The following is a 16,914-nucleotide window of genomic DNA, read 5'->3' on the forward strand; positions in this document are numbered from 1 at the left end:
CAAAACTGTAGGAGATAACCGACATGAAAATATCTGACATCTTAAAGCAGGACAAGGTGACGCTGTCCTTTGAAGTGTTTCCTCCAAAGAACAGCAGCAGCTATGAATCGGTTGCGCAGGCCACGCAGGAGATCGCGGCACTGCGGCCGGACTTTATGAGTGTGACCTATGGCGCGGGCGGCGGTACGAGCGAGCATACAGTACATATCGCATCTGATTTGCATAAAAAATACGGCGTTACCGTATTGACGCATCTGACCTGCGTATCCTCGACGAAAGCGCATGTATCCTCTATGCTGGAAGCGTTCAAGGCGCATGGCCTTGAAAATGTGCTTGCGCTGCGCGGCGATATTCCGGCAGGCGGCGCCCCTGCAAACGATTACCGTTTCGCGGCCGAACTGGTGTGCGATATCAAGGAGCAGGGAGATTTTTGCGTGGGCGGCGCGTGCTATCCGGAAGGGCATGTCGAGGCGTCCAACAAAACCGAGGATATTCTCCGACTCAAGGAAAAGGTGGAGGCGGGCTGCGAATTTTTGACGACCCAGATGTTTTTTGATAACAATATCCTGTATAATTTCCTGTACCGGATCCGCGAAAAGGGGATCACCGTACCGGTGGTCGCGGGCATCATGCCGGTAACGAATGTAAAACAGATCAAGCGTATCACCGCAATGTCTGGTACTTATCTGCCCGAACGCTTTAAGGCGATCGTCGACCGCTTTGGCGACAATCCAGCGGCGATGAAGCAGGCGGGTGTGATTTATGCCACCGAACAAATCATTGACCTGATCGCCAATGGAGTAAACCATATCCATGTTTACTCGATGAACAAGCCAGAGATCGCTGCGGAGATCCAGGCAAGCCTGTCGGAGATCCTCAAGTGATTACGTTCGACCGCAGCGAAGCGCTTCGATATTTGGGCTACCGCGGAACCGAACCGGATGCGGCGGTGGAGGAAAGCCTTGTCCGCTGCGCGGAGGGATTGCAGGACGTCATCCAGCCCCAATCCGTATTCCGGCGGTTCCCGCTGCGCCATCCGGCTGAGAATATGCTGGATGTGGCGGGCGTTGCAATTCACAGCAATCACCTGGCGCGCAACCTGAAAGACTGCACGGACGTTTACCTGATGGCGGCAACGCTGGGGATAGGGGCGGACCGGCTGATTGCCCGTGCATCTGCCGTGCGCATGAGCGACGCGGTGATTTATCAAGCTGTCGCCGCCGCGATGATTGAGGCTTATTGCGAGGAAGTGAACGATATGCTGCGTCGGGAAGCCGGCAACTACGGCCTGTACTGCCGGCCGCGCTTCAGCCCCGGGTACGGCGATTTTGACATCGGTCACCAGCGGGATTTGAGCCGTCTGCTGGATACGCCGCGAAAGATCGGGCTGACGGTAACCGAAAGCTGCCTGCTAGCGCCGATCAAATCGGTGACCGCGGTGATCGGGCTGTCCGCCACGCCGCAGCCCTGCCACCGAAAGGGTTGCGAGGAATGCGGAAAAACAGACTGCGCTTTTAGGAGATAAGGAATAATGGAACTGAAAGAACGCTTAGGGAAAGAATGGTTGTTTTTTGACGGCGGCACAGGCACGATCCTCCAGGAACGCGGCCTTGCGGCAGGGGAACTACCGGAAACCTGGAACCTGACGCATCCGGAAGAAATCATATCGCTGCATTGCGGCTATTTCGAGGCGGGCAGCGATATCGTCAACACCAATACCTTCGGTGCGAATGCTCTTAAATATCCGCATAACCTGCGTCGGATTGTGCAGGCGGCAGTAGCGCATGCCAAAGAAGCAAGGCGGCGCACCGGACGGGAGGACGCCTATATCGCGCTTGATATCGGACCAACCGGCCGGCTACTGCAGCCGATGGGCGACCTGCCGTTCGAGCGCGCAGTTGAATTGTTTGGGGAAGTCGTGCGTATCGGCGCTGCCGCCGGCGCCGATCTTGTTTTGATTGAAACAATGAGCGACAGCTATGAGGCCAAGGCCGCCGTGCTTGCGGCAAAGGAAAACTGTCGGCTGCCAGTGCTTGCAACAATGATTTTTGACGAGAAAGGCAAGCTGCTCACCGGCGGTACGGTGGATTCCACAGCGGCCATGCTGGAGGGCCTGGGAGTGGATGCGCTCGGCGTTAACTGCGGGCTTGGACCAAAGCAAATGCAGCCGATTATAAAGCGGCTGACCGAGGTCAGTTCACTTCCCATTATTGTCAACCCCAATGCAGGCCTGCCGCGCAGCGAAAACGGCAGGACTGTATTTGACATCAACGCGGATGAATTCGCCCGCCTGATGGGGGAAATCGCAGAGATGGGGGTACACCTGCTCGGCGGTTGCTGCGGCACCACGCCGGAGCATATCCGAAAAATGATCGCCGCCTGCAGGACAAAAAGCTTTGCCCCCGCGGTCAGGAAGCACCGCACAGTCGTTTCCTCCTTCTCCCAGGCGGTCGAGATTGGCGGTAAACCGGTCATTATCGGAGAGCGGATCAACCCGACCGGAAAAAGCAAATTCAAGGCAGCGCTGCGGGAAAATAACATTGAATATATCCTTTCTGAAGGGATGGCGCAGGAGGACAGAGGCGCGCATATTCTGGATGTCAACGTCGGCCTGCCGGAGATCGACGAGCCGGCTATGATGGCACAGGTGGTGACCCGACTGCAGAGCGTAATCGCGCTGCCGCTGCAGATCGATACCTCAAGCGTTGAGGCGATGGAGCGCGGCATGCGGCTGTATAACGGCAAGCCAATGATTAATTCGGTCAGCGGAAAACGGGAGAGCATGGAGGCAGTGTTTCCGCTGGTGAAAAAATACGGCGGCGTGGTGGTCGGTCTTGCGCTCGATGAAAACGGCATTCCCTATACCGCAGAAGGGCGCGTGCAGATAGCCAAAAAGATATATGAGACAGCCGCGTTCTACGGGATTGCAAAGGAAGACATTGTGATCGACGGTCTGGCGATGACAATTTCCTCTGACAGCGGCTCAGCGCTTGTTACATTGGAAACGCTGCGCCGGATTCGCGACGAACTGGGTGGGCATACGATACTTGGTGTGTCCAATATCTCGTTCGGACTGCCGCAGCGGGAAATTATCAATGCTAATTTCTTTACCATGGCGCTGCAGAACGGGTTATCTTGCGCGATCATCAATCCAAACGCCGAATCGATGATGTGTTCCTACCGGTCTTTCCTTGCCTTGAGCGGGCAGGACGAACAGTGCGCGGGCTTTATCACAGCGTATGGAAATCAGCAGGCGGCCTTGCCGGCTTCAGCCGGGGCGGTCATGGCGCTGGGCGAGAGTGTGGAACGCGGCCTTCGTGAGCGCGCTGCGGAAGCGGCGCGGGACCTGCTGCGGACCGTGCCGCCGTTGGAGTTGGTGAACAACGAGCTGATTCCGGCGCTTGACCGCGTGGGAAAGGGCTTTGAAAAGGGGACGGTATTCCTCCCGCAGCTCCTGATGAGTGCGGAGGCGGCAAAAGCCGCGTTCGAGGTCGTCAAGGACGCGATGCGCGGCGCACCGCAGGAAGTGAAAGGCAGAATCATCCTGGCGACCGTAAAAGGGGATATCCATGATATTGGGAAAAATATCGTCAAGGTACTCCTCGAAAACTACGGTTATCAGGTCATCGACCTTGGAAAAGATGTGCCGCCGGAAACGATTGCCGACACAGCGGTCAGGGAAAACGTGCCGCTGGTGGGTTTGAGCGCGTTGATGACCACCACGGTCGTCAGTATGGAGCAAACAATCCGGCTGCTGCGCGAACGCAAGCCCGACGCAAGGATCGTGGTTGGCGGCGCGGTGCTGACACAGGAATATGCGGATTCCATCGGCGCGGACTGCTATGCGCGTGACGCAATGGCGACCGTGCATTACGCCGACCATATTTTTGAAAGCTGATAAACAGGGCTGCGGAAATATTCCGCAGCCCTGTTTTCGGGTATATTGTAGTTAAGCGGCTCCTGCCAGCTCTTCCAGCGCTTCCTGCTTGGTATCGGCGGAAAACAGAAACGCGCCGGTATCGTCGTATACCTCGATGTGTCCGTTTACATATTCGATCGAGTAGCTCATATTCGGTTCTCCTTTCTTTGTTGTACTTATTGTACCAAGAAAAGAGTCCGATAATCAGGACTTACTCAAGCATGGCTTGTAATTGGTGTTGAAAAGCGGCGCGTACCTCCTCGGGCTCGACGATCTGTACCGCACCGCCTAGGCCAAACACCCAAGAAAAAAACTGCGGACTGACCGCAACATCCACACGGATGAAAAAATGCGCTTCATCCGCTTTTTGTACCATCAGTTCTGCGCCGAAACGGTCGCGGAGCACGCCGATAAACCGGTTTTCACATCGCAGGCGCACCGTTTTTTCCTCGCCGGAAAACATGCCGAACACTTTGCGCGAATAGGCGGCGATGTTGAAGCGGTCCTGAAACAGACGGCGCCCTTCGCGCAGCTTGTCAGTCAAAGAAATATGCTCCATTTTATCCACGCGATAGTGGCGGATAGAGTCCGATAGGTGATCGTATGCCACCAGATAATAATTTTCATCATCCCAAGTCAATGCCCATGGGCTGACCTGGTAAAGCGCCCCATCCTTGCGATAGCGCTTGCGGATACGCTGCGTGGAGGAAAAGTCAAGCGCCCACTCAAAATATTGGAACGTAATCTGCACCCCTGCGGAAACTGCGGTGTGCAAGGTGTCAATATTGTAATAGATGCTCTCGTTCATGGTTTTCACACGGTCGGAAACATAGACCTGCCGCTGCAGCGCGCGGGCTTGCGGTTCGCTGGCAAGAGCCTCTATTTTTTTGATCAGCTCATTGGATTTCTTTTCCGTAATAAATCGGGAGCATTGGATCGCGTCCACCAGCAACTTGAGTTCGGGCAGTTCAAAATCACGGGACGCAATATAGTACCCGCCGTTGGGACCGCGTTGGAGCATGACATCCAGACCGAAGTCCTGCAGGGCGGCAATATCGGAGTAGATGCTTTTCCGTTCCGCTTCAATCCCGCAGCGGGAAAGCGCGGAGAGAAGCTCATCCATGCTGAGCTTATGCCCCTCGTCCGTCTTTTGCAACAAGATTTTACAGAGATACAGCAGCTTCAGCTTTTGATTTGGATTTTTAGCCATCTGCCTGTCCCGCTTCTGCCAATGCGTCCTGATAGACGGCAAGCGTCGCGCGGTCAAAGCAGACCATGGTGACGCGTTCGATCTCCGGATGGGAGGCGAGGAAGTCTCCAATAGCAGCGATTGCGATGCGGGCCGCGCGTTCGACCGGAAAATGATAGACGCCGGTGCTGATGGAGGGAAAGGCAACAGTCTTGCAGCCCAGTCCGGCTGCGGCGGCCAAGGAATTGCGGTAGCAGGAAGCAAGCAGCGCATCCTCTCCGGATTTTCCGCCATTCCAGATCGGCCCCGGGGTATGGATGATATAGCGGCAGGGCAGGCGGTAGGCCTTGGTTGGCTTTGCCTCTCCGGTTTTGCAGCCGCCGAGCGTGCGGCATTCCGCGAGCAGCTCCGGTCCGGCCGCACGGTGGATCGCGCCATCCACACCGCCGCCGCCAAGCAGGGCGGTGTTGGCCGCATTGACGATCGCGTCCGTTTGGCATTTGGTGATATCGCCCTGAACGATTTGCAGGCGTTTCATATGCAATCCTTCTTTCTGGGAGTCTTATTGGACATATTATACGGCGAACCGAACCAAATTGCAAGTTTGACGCAAGGCATGCGAAAGGATATAATAATAACAGAATGACACAGCAGGGAGAGTGGAACAATGGAAAAGCCCATGTCGCAATACGCTGCGGATGCGCCGCGCGTGCTGCGAGATTTTCTCACCTATATTTCGACGATACAGGGAAAATCATCGAAAACCGCGCATGAATACTACCTCGATCTGCGGCTTTTTTTTAGGGTGTTAAAGCACAACAAAGGGTTGGTCCCGAAAGACCTGCCGCTGGATCAGATCCCGATCGAGGACATTGATATTGATTTCCTGCGGGATGTTACGCTTTCCGATGCCTATGATTATCTGGAATATATGTCAGGGGAGCGGCCGACGCAGCAAAACAGTACCGCGACGGATTTTGGTCTGAGCGGCACCTCCCGCGCGCGTAAGGTTTCGGCGATTCGCGCGTTTTTCCGATACCTGACGGATAAGCGGCATTTACTGGACAGCAATCCGGTCAGCAATCTGGAATCCCCAACCATTCGGAAAACATTGCCTGTTTATCTGACAACGGATGACAGCGTCCGCCTGCTCGAAGCCGTGCAGGGTGAGTATGCGGAACGGGATTATTGCATCCTGACATTTTTTCTAAACTGCGGGCTGCGCGTTTCAGAACTGGTGGGCCTGAACCTGACGGACTTCCAGGGGGATACAGTGCGTGTGCTGGGTAAAGGAAACAAGGAGCGCACGGTATATCTCAACCAGGCGTGCAAGGCCGCGCTCGAACAATACCTGCCCAAGCGTATCACACCGCACGAAAAGGATAAAAACGCGCTGTTTATCAGCCGCAACCGCAACCGTATCAATGTGCAAACCGTTAAATGGCTGGTTAAAAAGCATTTAGGGCAGGCGGGGCTGGATACACAGAAGTACTCGGCGCATAAGCTGCGCCATACGGCGGCGACGCTGATGTACCAAAACGGGGTGGATATCCGTACGTTGCAGAATATCTTAGGCCATACCAGCGTCAATACCACAATGATCTATACGCATATTGAGGACAGCAGCCTGCGGGAAGCGGCGGCAAAAAATCCGCTTGCCTCGGTAAAGCCAAGCCGAAAGCAGGAAACAGACAAGGAAGAGGGAAGCACCGGATAGTGCTTCCCCTTTTATTCTTATTGGAGTGCGCCATAGCCGGCGTTTCGAACACAGCGCTGGCCGTTTTCGGAGAGCATGAACGAAGCGAGCCGTCGGGCAAGCATATCCGCCGGAGTGTCCTTGCGCAGGACGACATAGGCAGAGGGTAGCTGCCATCCGCGATAGTTTCTTCCGTGGGTGCGATACCGTCCCCAGAAAGCAGCTTGATGTATTGCTCCGTATCCAGAACTGCATTGGAAGCGCAATAGTAGTAAAAAATACTGTAGCCGAGTCCATATCCCAGAGGAGCTTCGGTTCCGGCGCTCACGACATCAGTCAGGATGCTTTGCATCGCATAGGAGGTCGTCATGGCGGATGGTTTCGTTGACCTCGTTGCCATGCGCAATGGCGCTCCATCTGGACATGGCTGCCGCTTTCATTGTTGCGGCATAGGCCAAGCAACCTATGTGTACAGAAGACAAGCTACAAACCGGGAAAATGAACCAAAAAAACAGGGAGATATGCGGAAAGCATACCTCCCTGTTGTATAGGCAACGGAATTATTTGCGCTTGATGGTCTCCTTGGCGGCTGCGACGATATCCTCCACCGTCATGCCAAAAATCCCCTTCAAATAATCGATGGAACCGACTTCGCCAAAGCGGTCCTGCACGCCGATGCGCTTCATCGGAACCGGGCAATGCTCGCCAACCACCTCAGCCACAGCAGAACCAAGGCCGTTGATGACATTATGGTTCTCTACTGTCACGATCGCGCCGGTCTTCTGTGCGGCGGCAACAATCGCCTCAACGTCGAGCGGCTTCCAGGTGAACATATTCAGAACCTTGGCGGAAATGCCTTCCTTTGCCAGGATCTCGGCAGCCTTGATGGTATCCGTGGTGCAGTAGCCGGAAGTGATCAGCGTGACATCACTGCCATCTCGCAGCTCGACCGCCTTGCCAATTTCAAAGGTAGAGCCATCCTCGAAAACCTTGTCCACAACCTTACGGGTGATGCGGATATAGAATACGCCGTACATATCCTTAGTCTGACGCATCAAATCGGCCAGCATGACCGAATCGGTAGGCTCAAGCAGAGTGACCTCCGGAATTGTGCGCATCAGGCCCATGTCCTCAATCGGCATATGGGTGCCGCCATTGTAGGAAGCGGTGACGCCGGCGTCCGAACCGATCATGCGCACATTGAGCTTTGCGTAGGCAGCGGAGATGTAAACCTGGTCAATGACACGGCGTGCGGCGAACGGACCGAAAGTATGTGTGAACGGCTTGAGGCCGACCGCAGACGCGCCCGCGGCGACGCCGATCATATTTGCTTCCTGGATGCCGCAGTCAATGCAGCGGTCCGGATACTTTTCTCCGAAACCGACCATGCCAATGGAGTTGATAACGTCGCAGTCAAAGTATACGACGGCATCGTCCTTTGCGGCCATCTCTTCCATGGTGTCCGCAAAGGTCTTTTTCATCTCGACCTCTTCGGGACGAATCTCTTTAACAACTTTGTACATGCGATTAACCCTCACTTTCCAGCTTTGCGATCTTAGCGTCCAGTTCCTTGATGGCAGCCTCGTAATCCTCTTCCGGGAAACGGACGAAATGGTTGTAGAAAGTATCGGCAAAGCAGCAATCCTTGCCCTTGATCGTATTGAGAACGATCATCGAGGGCTTGTCAGCAACCTTTTTTGCTTCCTCGATCGCGGCGACGATAGCGGGGATATCGTGGCCGTCAACCTCCTGGGAATGCCAGCCGAAGTCCTCAAACTTCTGACGGAGGTCGCCCAGATCGCAGATGTCCTTGGTATATCCATCAAGCTGCTTTTTGTTGTAATCAACAAAGCCGATCAAGTGGCCGAGCTTCTTGGTCGCTGCGAACAGCGCCGCCTCCCAAACCTGGCCTTCGTCGCACTCGCCGTCGCCGAGTATGGTATAAACATAGTTCGGCTTTTTCTGATACTGCATGCCCCAGGCAATGCCGACTGCGGCGGATACGCCCTGGCCAAGCGAGCCGGTCGTCATATCAATACCGGGCGTGCGGTTGCGGTCGCAGTGGGAGGGGAGGCGGGTGCCTTCCTTATTCAGCGTATCCAGCTCGTCCTCGGGGAAATAGCCCATCAGTGCCAGCGTGCCGTAAACTGCGGGACCGCAATGGCCTTTGGATACGACCAGCCAGTCGCGCTCTTCCCACTGGGGGTTTTTCGGGTCTACCTTCATGACTTCACCATACAGCGCCGCCATCAGATCGGACATGGACATCGAGCCGCCGACATGGCCGCCGTGGAACGCGTTCATCGCGCGCAGGGCAGCTTTGCGGATCTGAGCGGCGAAGATGTTCATTTCTTTGAGACTTTTTTTCATTTTGCCCTCACTTCGCTTTCTTTGTTATTAATATACCGACTTATAGATCTCAACCATATCTTCAATGGTGAGCGGTACATAGTTGTTATTCAGCAGACGGGTCTGGCCAGCCATGACGCCCTCTGCAAAGCCCTGGAATTCCGCATCCGAAATGCCGAATTCCTTCAGCGGCTTGCGCGGCTGAACCTGGTCGAATAACTGGAACGCTGCCTCCAGCGCCTGATCAGCCGGAACGCCGAGCAGGTCGCCCCACATCTTTTCGAGATCGTTGATCTTGCCCACCGGCTGCTTTTCCTTGTACTTGCGGAACGTTGCCGCGAAAACAAGCTGGTTGGCTTCGCCGTGCGGGATGTGATAGCCGCCGCCGAGCGGATAGCTCAAAGCATGCACTGCGGCACAGCCCGCCGAGCAGAACGCAAGGCCTGCGAAGTTGGAAGCGTTGATAAACTCCTGCGCACGGTCCGTCCACTTGTCCAGGCCGTTTTTCACGATGTACTGATAGCCTTCGAAGATCAGGCGAATCGCTTCCTTGGAGAACAGCTCGGAAACCGGACTGGCCTTGGGGGAGAGGTAGGACTCAGTCGCATGGATAAGCGCATCGATCGACGAAGTAGCAAAGAACTTATACGGCAGGCCGGAAATCAGCTCCGGAATCAGCACAGATTTTGCGGGGAACATCAGAGGGCTGTTCAGGCCGCGCTTGGTGTGCAGGCTGGACAACTCGACGGCACAGGCGTTCGTCACTTCGGAACCGGTGCCACAGGTAGTCGGGATTGCATATACCTCATAGATGCGGGTGGGCTTCTCTGCGTCCGGACTCAGGTCGAACAGATCCTCGGTCTTGTTGGAGGAAACATGCAGGGAGCACATCTTCGCAATATCGATGACCGAGCCGCCGCCGACCGCAATCAGGCGCTTGACACCAGCCGGAATTGCCTTTTTAATTTCATCAACCATCTCGGTGGTCGGCTCGCCCTTGCCATACGCCTCGATGAAAAGGGAGCCGCAGTTGGGGTTGAGCGGCTTGACATACTGGTTGTACAGGAATTCATTTGTTAAAATAAAATCCTCTGCACCGACATTTTCTCCTTCCATAAATTCCTGAAAGGAATCATGGTAGACGATGTCGGCATACATCTTGAATTCTTTCATGGGGTATCCCTCCTATAAAATTTGCAGTACATGCGTGTGTAAGCGCAAAATCGCTCGCGGGAACGGTGCCGGACGCGGCAAAAAGAAAAGCTGCTCTAATGCGCTCGGTGCAGTGGCAGCCGCTGAAATAACATTTTGTGCTTTACATGGTCACTATACCACATTCCATGGCAAAGTCAATCCTAAAAAATAAAATTTAATGAAATTCGGTATTATGTCCAGAGCGGGGGATTGTAAATTTGACAGTCTGCACAAAAAACAAAGACAAAAAATGACGCATACCAGTCCAATATGGCTTCGGGAACGGTTTTATACGAAATAAACGAAAGAATTTCAAGGAAAATATACAATTCCCACAAAAACAAAACCGGCGACGAAAAGTTTTGAAAATTCTATTGACATTCCGGTCTGTTGCGTTTATAGTTTGTCACGGTAACCGAACCAAATTAGTACGCGGTCACGGTACCAAATGCGGCAAAATACCGTAATTACTAAAATTTTGCCACAAAAAAACCCTCTTACTTTCTCTCTTAAAAACAGAAAAGCCCAAAGGACAGAATTGTGCCTTTGGGCTTTTCTGTTTTACTTTTGCAGGGAAATTAGGGAAATTCAATATTGCGGGCTGCAATCACATCGTTCATATCGTATATCCCAGGCTTTTGGCAACCGACCATAAAGGCGGCTGCATCAACAGCGCCAACCGCAAAAACCTCGCGGGAGAGGGCGGTATGCTTGATCTCGATGATTTCGTCCCGTCCGCAGAACAAAACGGTATGTTCGCCAACAATCGTACCGCCGCGGATCGCAGATATACCGATTTCATGCGCAGGACGCTTTTCGCGGCGTTGGTGGCGGTCGTACACATAGGTGGCGTTATAGGGAAGCGCTCCTGCCACGGCATCGGCAAGCATCAGAGCCGTGCCGGAGGGCGCGTCAAGCTTCTGGTTATGATGCTTTTCGATGATCTCCACATCATATTGATCGCCTAAAATAGAGGCGGCTTCGCGAAGGAGAGCGGTCATCAGGTTGATACCGATCGACATATTGCCGGAGCGGAACACGGGGATTTTAGCCGCCGCGCTGCGGATCCGGTCGAGTTGCTCTCCGGTATGGCCGGTGGTGCAGATTACAACCGGAAGATGGTGCTTTTCACAATACGCCAGCAGATGTTCCGTGCTGGAAGCATTGGAGAAATCGATGATTACATCACAGTCAAGCGTACACTCAAAGGGGTCGGAAAAAACCGGAAAATCCGCATATTTTGCCGTATTGACATCAAAACCGGCAACAATCTGCATCGTATTACGGCTGGCGACAATATCGGCGATCACACGGCCCATCCGGCCGCTGCAGCCGGAAAGCGCGATTTTTAACATCTTTTCAAAACTCCTTTAATTTATAACTCGATCCGGCAGCCCACAGCCGCAAGCTCGCGCTGAATATAAGCGGTGTGCTCTTCACTAGGCTCGACAAGCGGAAGGCGCAGCGGACCAGGATTCCAGCCCAACAGCTCCATAGCCTTCTTGACGGGGATCGGGTTGACTTCACAGAACAATGCGTCGATCAGGTTGTGGTACTTGAGCTGCATGGCAGCGGCTTCCGGATAGCGGTTTTCAAAGCACAGCTGCGTCAGGTCATGCGTTTCCTGCGGGGCAACGTTGGAAAGGACCGAGATGACGCCCTTGCCTCCCAGCGCCATCATGGGGACAATTTGGTCGTCGTTACCCGACCAGACGTTAAGGTCACCCCCGCATTTTGCCATGGTTTCGGCAAGAAGCGTGAAATTGCCGGATGCGGCTTTGATGCCGTTAATGTTTGGATGCTTGGAAAGCTCAAGCAGCGTGTCTGCCGTAAAGCATACGCCGGTCCGGCTGGGAACGTTGTAGAGAATGATCGGCAGGTCGCAGCTGTCAGCAATCGCAGTGTAGTGGGCGAGAAGGCCCCGCTGCGTCGTCTTGTTGTAATAAGGGGTAACAGAAAGGCCGCCTTCGGCGCCACACTCCTTGGCAAACCTGGTCAGTTCGACTGCATAATCCGTGTGGTTCGAACCGACGCCGGCAATAACGGGAACCCTGTGGTTGACATACTCGCAGCACCAGGCGAGAACCTCGCGATGCTCCTTGTCGTGCAGGGCGGATGATTCGCCCGTTGTGCCGCAGACAATGATGGCGTCCGTGCCATGCGCGATCTGATAGTCGATGATGCGTCCGAATTCGTCATAATTTACCGCACCATTCGCCTTGAACGGTGTAATGATCGCAACACCGGCACCGGTAAAAACAGGCTTTTTCATAATTGTCATACTCCTCCTTATCGGTCCATATAGCCTTCGGCGCACAATAACTCGGCCATTAATACGGCACCGCCCGCTGCGCCGCGCAGGGTATTATGTGACAGGCTCACAAATTTATAGTCGTACAGGGCGTCCTCGCGCAGCCGGCCGATCGAAACGCCCATGCCGTTCTCCAGGTCGCGGTCGAGCCTGGTCTGGGGCCGGTCGTCCTCTTCGAAATAGGTCAGGAAATGCGCGGGGGCAGAGGGAAGCGCGAGCTCCTGCGCACGGCCCTGATAGCCACGCCAGCGCGCAATCATTTCTTCCTTGGCGGGTTTGTTTTTGAATTTGACGAACGCTGCCGCCATATGACCGTCCGAGCATGCCACGCGCAGGCATTGTGCGGTGATAACAGGGGAGGAGGCAGGCTCGATATGGTCACCTGCGACGCGGCCCCACACCTTCATCGGCTCTTTTTCACTTTTTTCTTCCTCGCCGCCGATGTAGGGGATAACGTTATCAACCATTTCGCGCCAGCTCTCGAAGGTTTTGCCGGCGCCGGAAATTGCCTGATAGGTGCAGACGGCAACCTCGGTCGGCTCAAAATCCAGCAGAGCGGAAAGGGCGGGTACATAGCTCTGAATCGAACAATTGGACTTGACTGCGATAAAGCCGCGCTTTGTCCCCAAGCGCTTGCGCTGCGCCGGAATGATCGCCGCATGCGCCGCGTTGATTTCCGGAATGATCATCGGCACATCGGGCGTCATGCGGTGAGCCGAATTGTTCGAGCAGACCGGACACTCCAGCTTTGCGTATTTTTCCTCCAGCGCACGGATCTCATCCTTTTTCATGTCCACAGCGCAGAAAATAAAATCCACCTTGGCGGCGATCTCCTCCGCGTCTTCCGTTGCGTCGTACATCACCATGTCCTTGAACTTTTCCGGCATCGGCGCGGTCATCTTCCAGCGGCCCGCGCAGGCTTCCTCATAAGTTTTGCCGCGGTTTCGGCCGGACGCCGCAAGCGCGGCGACCTCAAACCAAGGATGGTTTTCCAGCAGCAGGGAAAAACGCTGCCCGACCATGCCGGTCGCACCGACGATGCCAACTTTGTAATGCTTCATTTCCACATTGTCCTCCCCAAAATTACAAATCGTTGGATAATTTCCGCCAACACGGCAATAAAGAAAAAAACCGGTTGAAAAACCGGTATGATCTATACTATAATAGAAAAAGCGGACAATCCGTATTCTTCTAAAAAGGATAGCTCTCCACCGGCATTGCTGCTGATGACAGACGCAGGGATGTTTTCCTCGACGTCCAGCCCGCCCTGCCGTAACAAGGAGAAGGCTTCGGCGGCAGACCCTTTCTCGCCTGATCAAACGGGGTTACGGCCCCTTCCAGACGATACTGATGAAAACCGCGCCTCTATCGTAGTGACGGAATATACATATCGACTTTATTTTAGAATATGGTCTGTTATTTGTCAATAGAAGCCAGAAGAAATTAATAGGAGGACTTTAATGAAATGAACCGTATGAAAAAAATCCTATCCTTGCTGCTTTGCGTCACAGTGGTGACCGCCTGCTTCACCGGCCTGCCCGCGTCAGCGGCCGATACCAATGTAACGCTGCGCGTCGGGCTTACCATCAGTGGGGAAAACGCCTTTGCTGACCCAAAGCTGGAAAATGTATCCGGCGAGGAGGCCGGCTACACGGTCGGCACGATGGACGGCACCACATTTTCCGGCGGCACGGCTTTATCGGATACCCAGCTTACCGTGAAGCTGGTGAACGATGCTTTCCAGGTGTCGAACACGGCGAACGGTAAGGTCCTGTATACCTCGGCGGCGGGCGCGGATCATTTGGCCATCCGTCCGAACAGCGAGCTGACCTGGTTCAGGGGCTATCAGTGGCGCGGGGATTTTGTGTACAGGCGTTCTTCCAGCGGAAACCTGACTGTTATAAATTATGTTGGATTAGAAGATTATGTGAAGGGCGTTCTTCCGTACGAGATCGATCCGGAATGGCCGGAGGAAGCGCAGAAAGCACAGGCGGTATGCGCACGGTCTTTCGCGCTGGGAACGCATAAGCATACAAGCGACGGGTACGACCTTTGCAATACCACAAACTGCCAGGTCTATCTGGGCGCCAATAAAGCGACCGCGGCTTCTGATGCGGCGGTGGACGCCACAAAGGGGGAATACCTGACCTATGAGGGGGAGCCGGTCATCGGGTATTTCTTTTCATCGGATGGCGGCGCGACCGAGGATGCCGCGAACGTCTGGGGTGGTGACTATCCTTACCTGAAAGGCAAGATCGATCCTTACGAGGAATACGACAGCTCGTGGAGCGTGACCCTCACTGCGGCAGAAGTGCAGAAAAAGCTGATAAGCGCCGGATACACGATCGGCACCGTGGCAAATGTGGAAGTCACCAAGCGGACCGCGACGGACAACGTCAATGAAGTGACTGTGACGGATACGGCTGGCAAACAGGTGATCATTGAGAAAGACGAGGTGCGCACAGTATTCGGACTGGACAGCATCCGGTATACGATCACGCCCAATACCTCTGGCGCCGCGGCCGTCCTGCCGCAGCGCGCAAGCTTGAAGATCAGCCCATCCACGCATAAGGTAACCGCGGATGGCAAGCCGGTCGAGCCGCAGGGCTATAATATCAATGACAACAACTACTATAAGCTGCGCGATATCGCCTACATATTGAATGGTACGGACAGCCAGTTCAATGTGGCATGGGACGGCAGGAACAACCGCATCGAGCTGACCAAAGGTGCGGCCTACCAAACGGTCGGCGGTGAAATGGCTGCGCCGGGTACGACTGCGGTCGAAAGCTGTACGCCCTCGGATTCCACGATCCTGCTGAACGGGAAGGGGATTTCCCTGACAGGCTACCGTGTCAATGGGAACAACTATTATAAGGTGCGTGACATAGGGGAGGCGTTAGGCTTCTCGGTGGGCTTTGAAAACGAAACGGTTCTGATCCGCACTACGGAGGACGCGGAAGAGCAGGTTCCCGTTACGAATGCCGCGAGCTATACGTTTCAGGGCTCCGGCTGGGGCCACAGCGTAGGCATGAGCCAGTGGGGCGCCTATGCGATGGCCAAGCAGGGCTTTGACTATGAAGAAATACTCAAATTCTATTTTACCGGCGTTTCCGTTGCCGGATAAACGCGGAACAGACAGTAAAGGAGGAAAGCAGCATGGGCGCTCCGCGCGGGCGTCCATGCTTTTATGATGAAAAAAAGCGATTTTTATTTTGATCTTCCAGAGCGGTTGATCGCGCAGCATCCGCTGGAACAGCGTGACGCGTCCCGTCTGTTGGTACTGGATCGGACGGACGGGTCGGTCTCGCACCGGCATTTTCGCGACCTGCTGGCCTATGTCGAGCCGGGGGACTGTATGGTGTTCAATAATTCCCGCGTGATTCCGGCGCGGCTGATGGGGCATGCGGTCGGGCATACGACACCGATCGAGGTACTACTGCTAACGGATAAGGGCGAAGGGCTGTGGGAGTGCCTGACGCGGCCGGGGCGTAAGACACGCACCGGCGTGGAGCTGACCTTTGGGGATGGTATGCTCACCGCCACGGTTGAGGCCGTTCAACCAGACGGGAACCGCCTGATCCGATTCCACCATGAAGGGATTTTCCTGGAAATACTGGATCAGCTCGGCACGATGCCGCTGCCGCCGTATATCAAGGAACAGCTGGATGATCCGGAGCGGTATCAAACGGTTTATTCCAAAACGCCCGGCTCGGCCGCTGCGCCCACGGCAGGCCTCCATTTTACGCCGGAACTGCTGGAGGCGTTGCGGAAAAAGGGGGTAAAGCTCGCCTTTGTCACGCTGCATGTTGGCTTGGGGACGTTCCGGCCTGTCAAGGAGGAGGAGATCACCGACCATGTGATGCACGCCGAATATTATATCATGGATGCGGAAACCGCTGGCCTGATCAACGGTACGCGGGCTGCGGGCGGTAAGATCTGGGCCGTCGGCACGACCGCCTGCCGGACACTGGAAACAATCGCGGATGAAAGCGGGCAGGTACGGCCCCAGTCGGGCTGGACGGATATTTTTATTTACCCGGGCTACCAGTTCAAGGCGGTCGATCACCTTGTGACAAACTTCCATTTGCCGGAGAGCACGCTGATGATGCTGATTTCCGCGTTCGCCACGCGGGAGATGGTGATGAATGCATACCGGCAGGCGATTGGCGAGGAATATCGATTTTTCTCGTTTGGCGATTCCATGCTTCTCTATTAAAATGGGTAAAGGAAAAGAAACAGCGCCGGCATCTGCC

At 54.7% G+C, this 16,914-nt stretch carries 14 protein-coding genes and 1 riboswitch; of the genes, 6 read left to right on the forward strand and 8 right to left on the reverse strand.

What is annotated here, in order from left to right; translation table 11 throughout:
- The first annotated feature begins 23 nt into the window (after window positions 1-23).
- From metF to H8S45_RS01105, 3 genes are read left to right on the forward strand one after another with little or no spacing between them, the layout of a single operon-like run.
- Window positions 24-884, forward strand: a complete 861-nt coding sequence (metF, locus tag H8S45_RS01095) for a methylenetetrahydrofolate reductase [NAD(P)H] (protein WP_186949440.1) — start codon at window positions 24-26, stop codon at window positions 882-884.
- Entirely contained in the window at window positions 881-1,525 is a 645-nt protein-coding gene (locus tag H8S45_RS16695) for a vitamin B12 dependent-methionine synthase activation domain-containing protein (protein WP_054325927.1), read from the forward strand. Before metF ends, H8S45_RS16695 begins: the two co-directional genes overlap by 4 nt.
- Before the next feature lie 6 nt (window positions 1,526-1,531).
- The gene (locus H8S45_RS01105; RefSeq protein WP_054325928.1) at window positions 1,532-3,898 is read left to right on the forward strand and encodes a homocysteine S-methyltransferase family protein; all 2,367 of its coding nucleotides are present in this window, start codon (window positions 1,532-1,534) and stop codon (window positions 3,896-3,898) included.
- Window positions 3,899-4,130: 232 nt separating this feature from the next.
- Here H8S45_RS01105 and H8S45_RS01110 read toward each other — a convergent pair whose 3' ends face one another.
- Both H8S45_RS01110 and H8S45_RS01115 read right to left on the reverse strand, forming a co-directional pair.
- Window positions 4,131-5,129, reverse strand: a complete 999-nt coding sequence (locus H8S45_RS01110) for a helix-turn-helix transcriptional regulator (RefSeq protein ID WP_147573676.1) — start codon at window positions 5,127-5,129, stop codon at window positions 4,131-4,133.
- Window positions 5,122-5,646: an O-acetyl-ADP-ribose deacetylase gene (locus tag H8S45_RS01115; RefSeq protein ID WP_054325929.1), complete on the reverse strand. Its 525-nt coding sequence runs from the start codon at window positions 5,644-5,646 to the stop codon at window positions 5,122-5,124. The genes H8S45_RS01110 and H8S45_RS01115 overlap by 8 nt, the downstream gene beginning before the upstream one ends.
- A 129-nt stretch (window positions 5,647-5,775) precedes the next feature.
- On the opposite strand from H8S45_RS01115, the gene H8S45_RS01120 reads away from it, so the two are divergent.
- Complete coding sequence (locus H8S45_RS01120) at window positions 5,776-6,825, forward strand: tyrosine recombinase XerC (RefSeq protein WP_147573677.1); 1,050 nt, start codon at window positions 5,776-5,778, stop codon at window positions 6,823-6,825.
- Between the two features lie 539 nt (window positions 6,826-7,364).
- Here H8S45_RS01120 and H8S45_RS01125 read toward each other — a convergent pair.
- The 6 genes from H8S45_RS01125 to asd all read right to left on the reverse strand — a co-directional run bounded on the left by H8S45_RS01125 (window position 7,365) and on the right by asd (window position 13,719).
- Window positions 7,365-8,327 carry a transketolase family protein gene (locus H8S45_RS01125; RefSeq protein ID WP_054325930.1) on the reverse strand — a complete coding sequence of 321 codons (963 nt, stop codon included), beginning with the start codon at window positions 8,325-8,327 and terminating at the stop codon, window positions 7,365-7,367.
- Between the two features lie 4 nt (window positions 8,328-8,331).
- Window positions 8,332-9,174 carry a transketolase gene (locus H8S45_RS01130; protein ID WP_107630481.1) on the reverse strand — a complete coding sequence of 281 codons (843 nt, stop codon included), beginning with the start codon at window positions 9,172-9,174 and terminating at the stop codon, window positions 8,332-8,334.
- A 27-nt stretch (window positions 9,175-9,201) separates the two neighbouring features.
- Complete coding sequence (locus tag H8S45_RS01135) at window positions 9,202-10,326, reverse strand: iron-containing alcohol dehydrogenase (protein ID WP_054325931.1); 1,125 nt, start codon at window positions 10,324-10,326, stop codon at window positions 9,202-9,204.
- A gap of 599 nt (window positions 10,327-10,925) precedes the next feature.
- Window positions 10,926-11,702, reverse strand: a complete 777-nt coding sequence (dapB, locus tag H8S45_RS01140) for a 4-hydroxy-tetrahydrodipicolinate reductase (RefSeq protein WP_054325932.1) — start codon at window positions 11,700-11,702, stop codon at window positions 10,926-10,928.
- A gap of 20 nt (window positions 11,703-11,722) precedes the next feature.
- On the reverse strand, window positions 11,723-12,619 hold the full coding sequence (gene dapA / locus H8S45_RS01145; RefSeq protein ID WP_054325933.1) for a 4-hydroxy-tetrahydrodipicolinate synthase: 897 nt from the start codon (window positions 12,617-12,619) through the stop codon (window positions 11,723-11,725).
- Window positions 12,620-12,636: 17 nt separating this feature from the next.
- Window positions 12,637-13,719, reverse strand: a complete 1,083-nt coding sequence (asd, locus tag H8S45_RS01150; RefSeq protein WP_107630484.1) for an aspartate-semialdehyde dehydrogenase — start codon at window positions 13,717-13,719, stop codon at window positions 12,637-12,639.
- A 132-nt stretch (window positions 13,720-13,851) separates the two neighbouring features.
- A riboswitch (Lysine riboswitch) is annotated at window positions 13,852-14,034 on the reverse strand.
- Window positions 14,035-14,123: 89 nt separating this feature from the next.
- On the opposite strand from asd, the gene H8S45_RS01155 reads away from it, so the two are divergent.
- Both H8S45_RS01155 and queA read left to right on the forward strand, forming a co-directional pair.
- Entirely contained in the window at window positions 14,124-15,785 is a 1,662-nt protein-coding gene (locus H8S45_RS01155; RefSeq protein WP_054325934.1) for a SpoIID/LytB domain-containing protein, read from the forward strand.
- Between the two features lie 66 nt (window positions 15,786-15,851).
- Window positions 15,852-16,877 (forward strand): tRNA preQ1(34) S-adenosylmethionine ribosyltransferase-isomerase QueA, encoded by a 1,026-nt coding sequence (gene queA / locus H8S45_RS01160; RefSeq protein ID WP_107632107.1) that lies wholly within the window; start codon window positions 15,852-15,854, stop codon window positions 16,875-16,877.
- The last annotated feature ends 37 nt before the right edge of the window (window positions 16,878-16,914 follow it).

The sequence above is a fragment of the Agathobaculum faecis genome (assembly GCF_014287995.1).
Taxonomy (GTDB): Bacteria; Bacillota; Clostridia; order Oscillospirales; family Butyricicoccaceae; genus Agathobaculum; species Agathobaculum ammoniilyticum.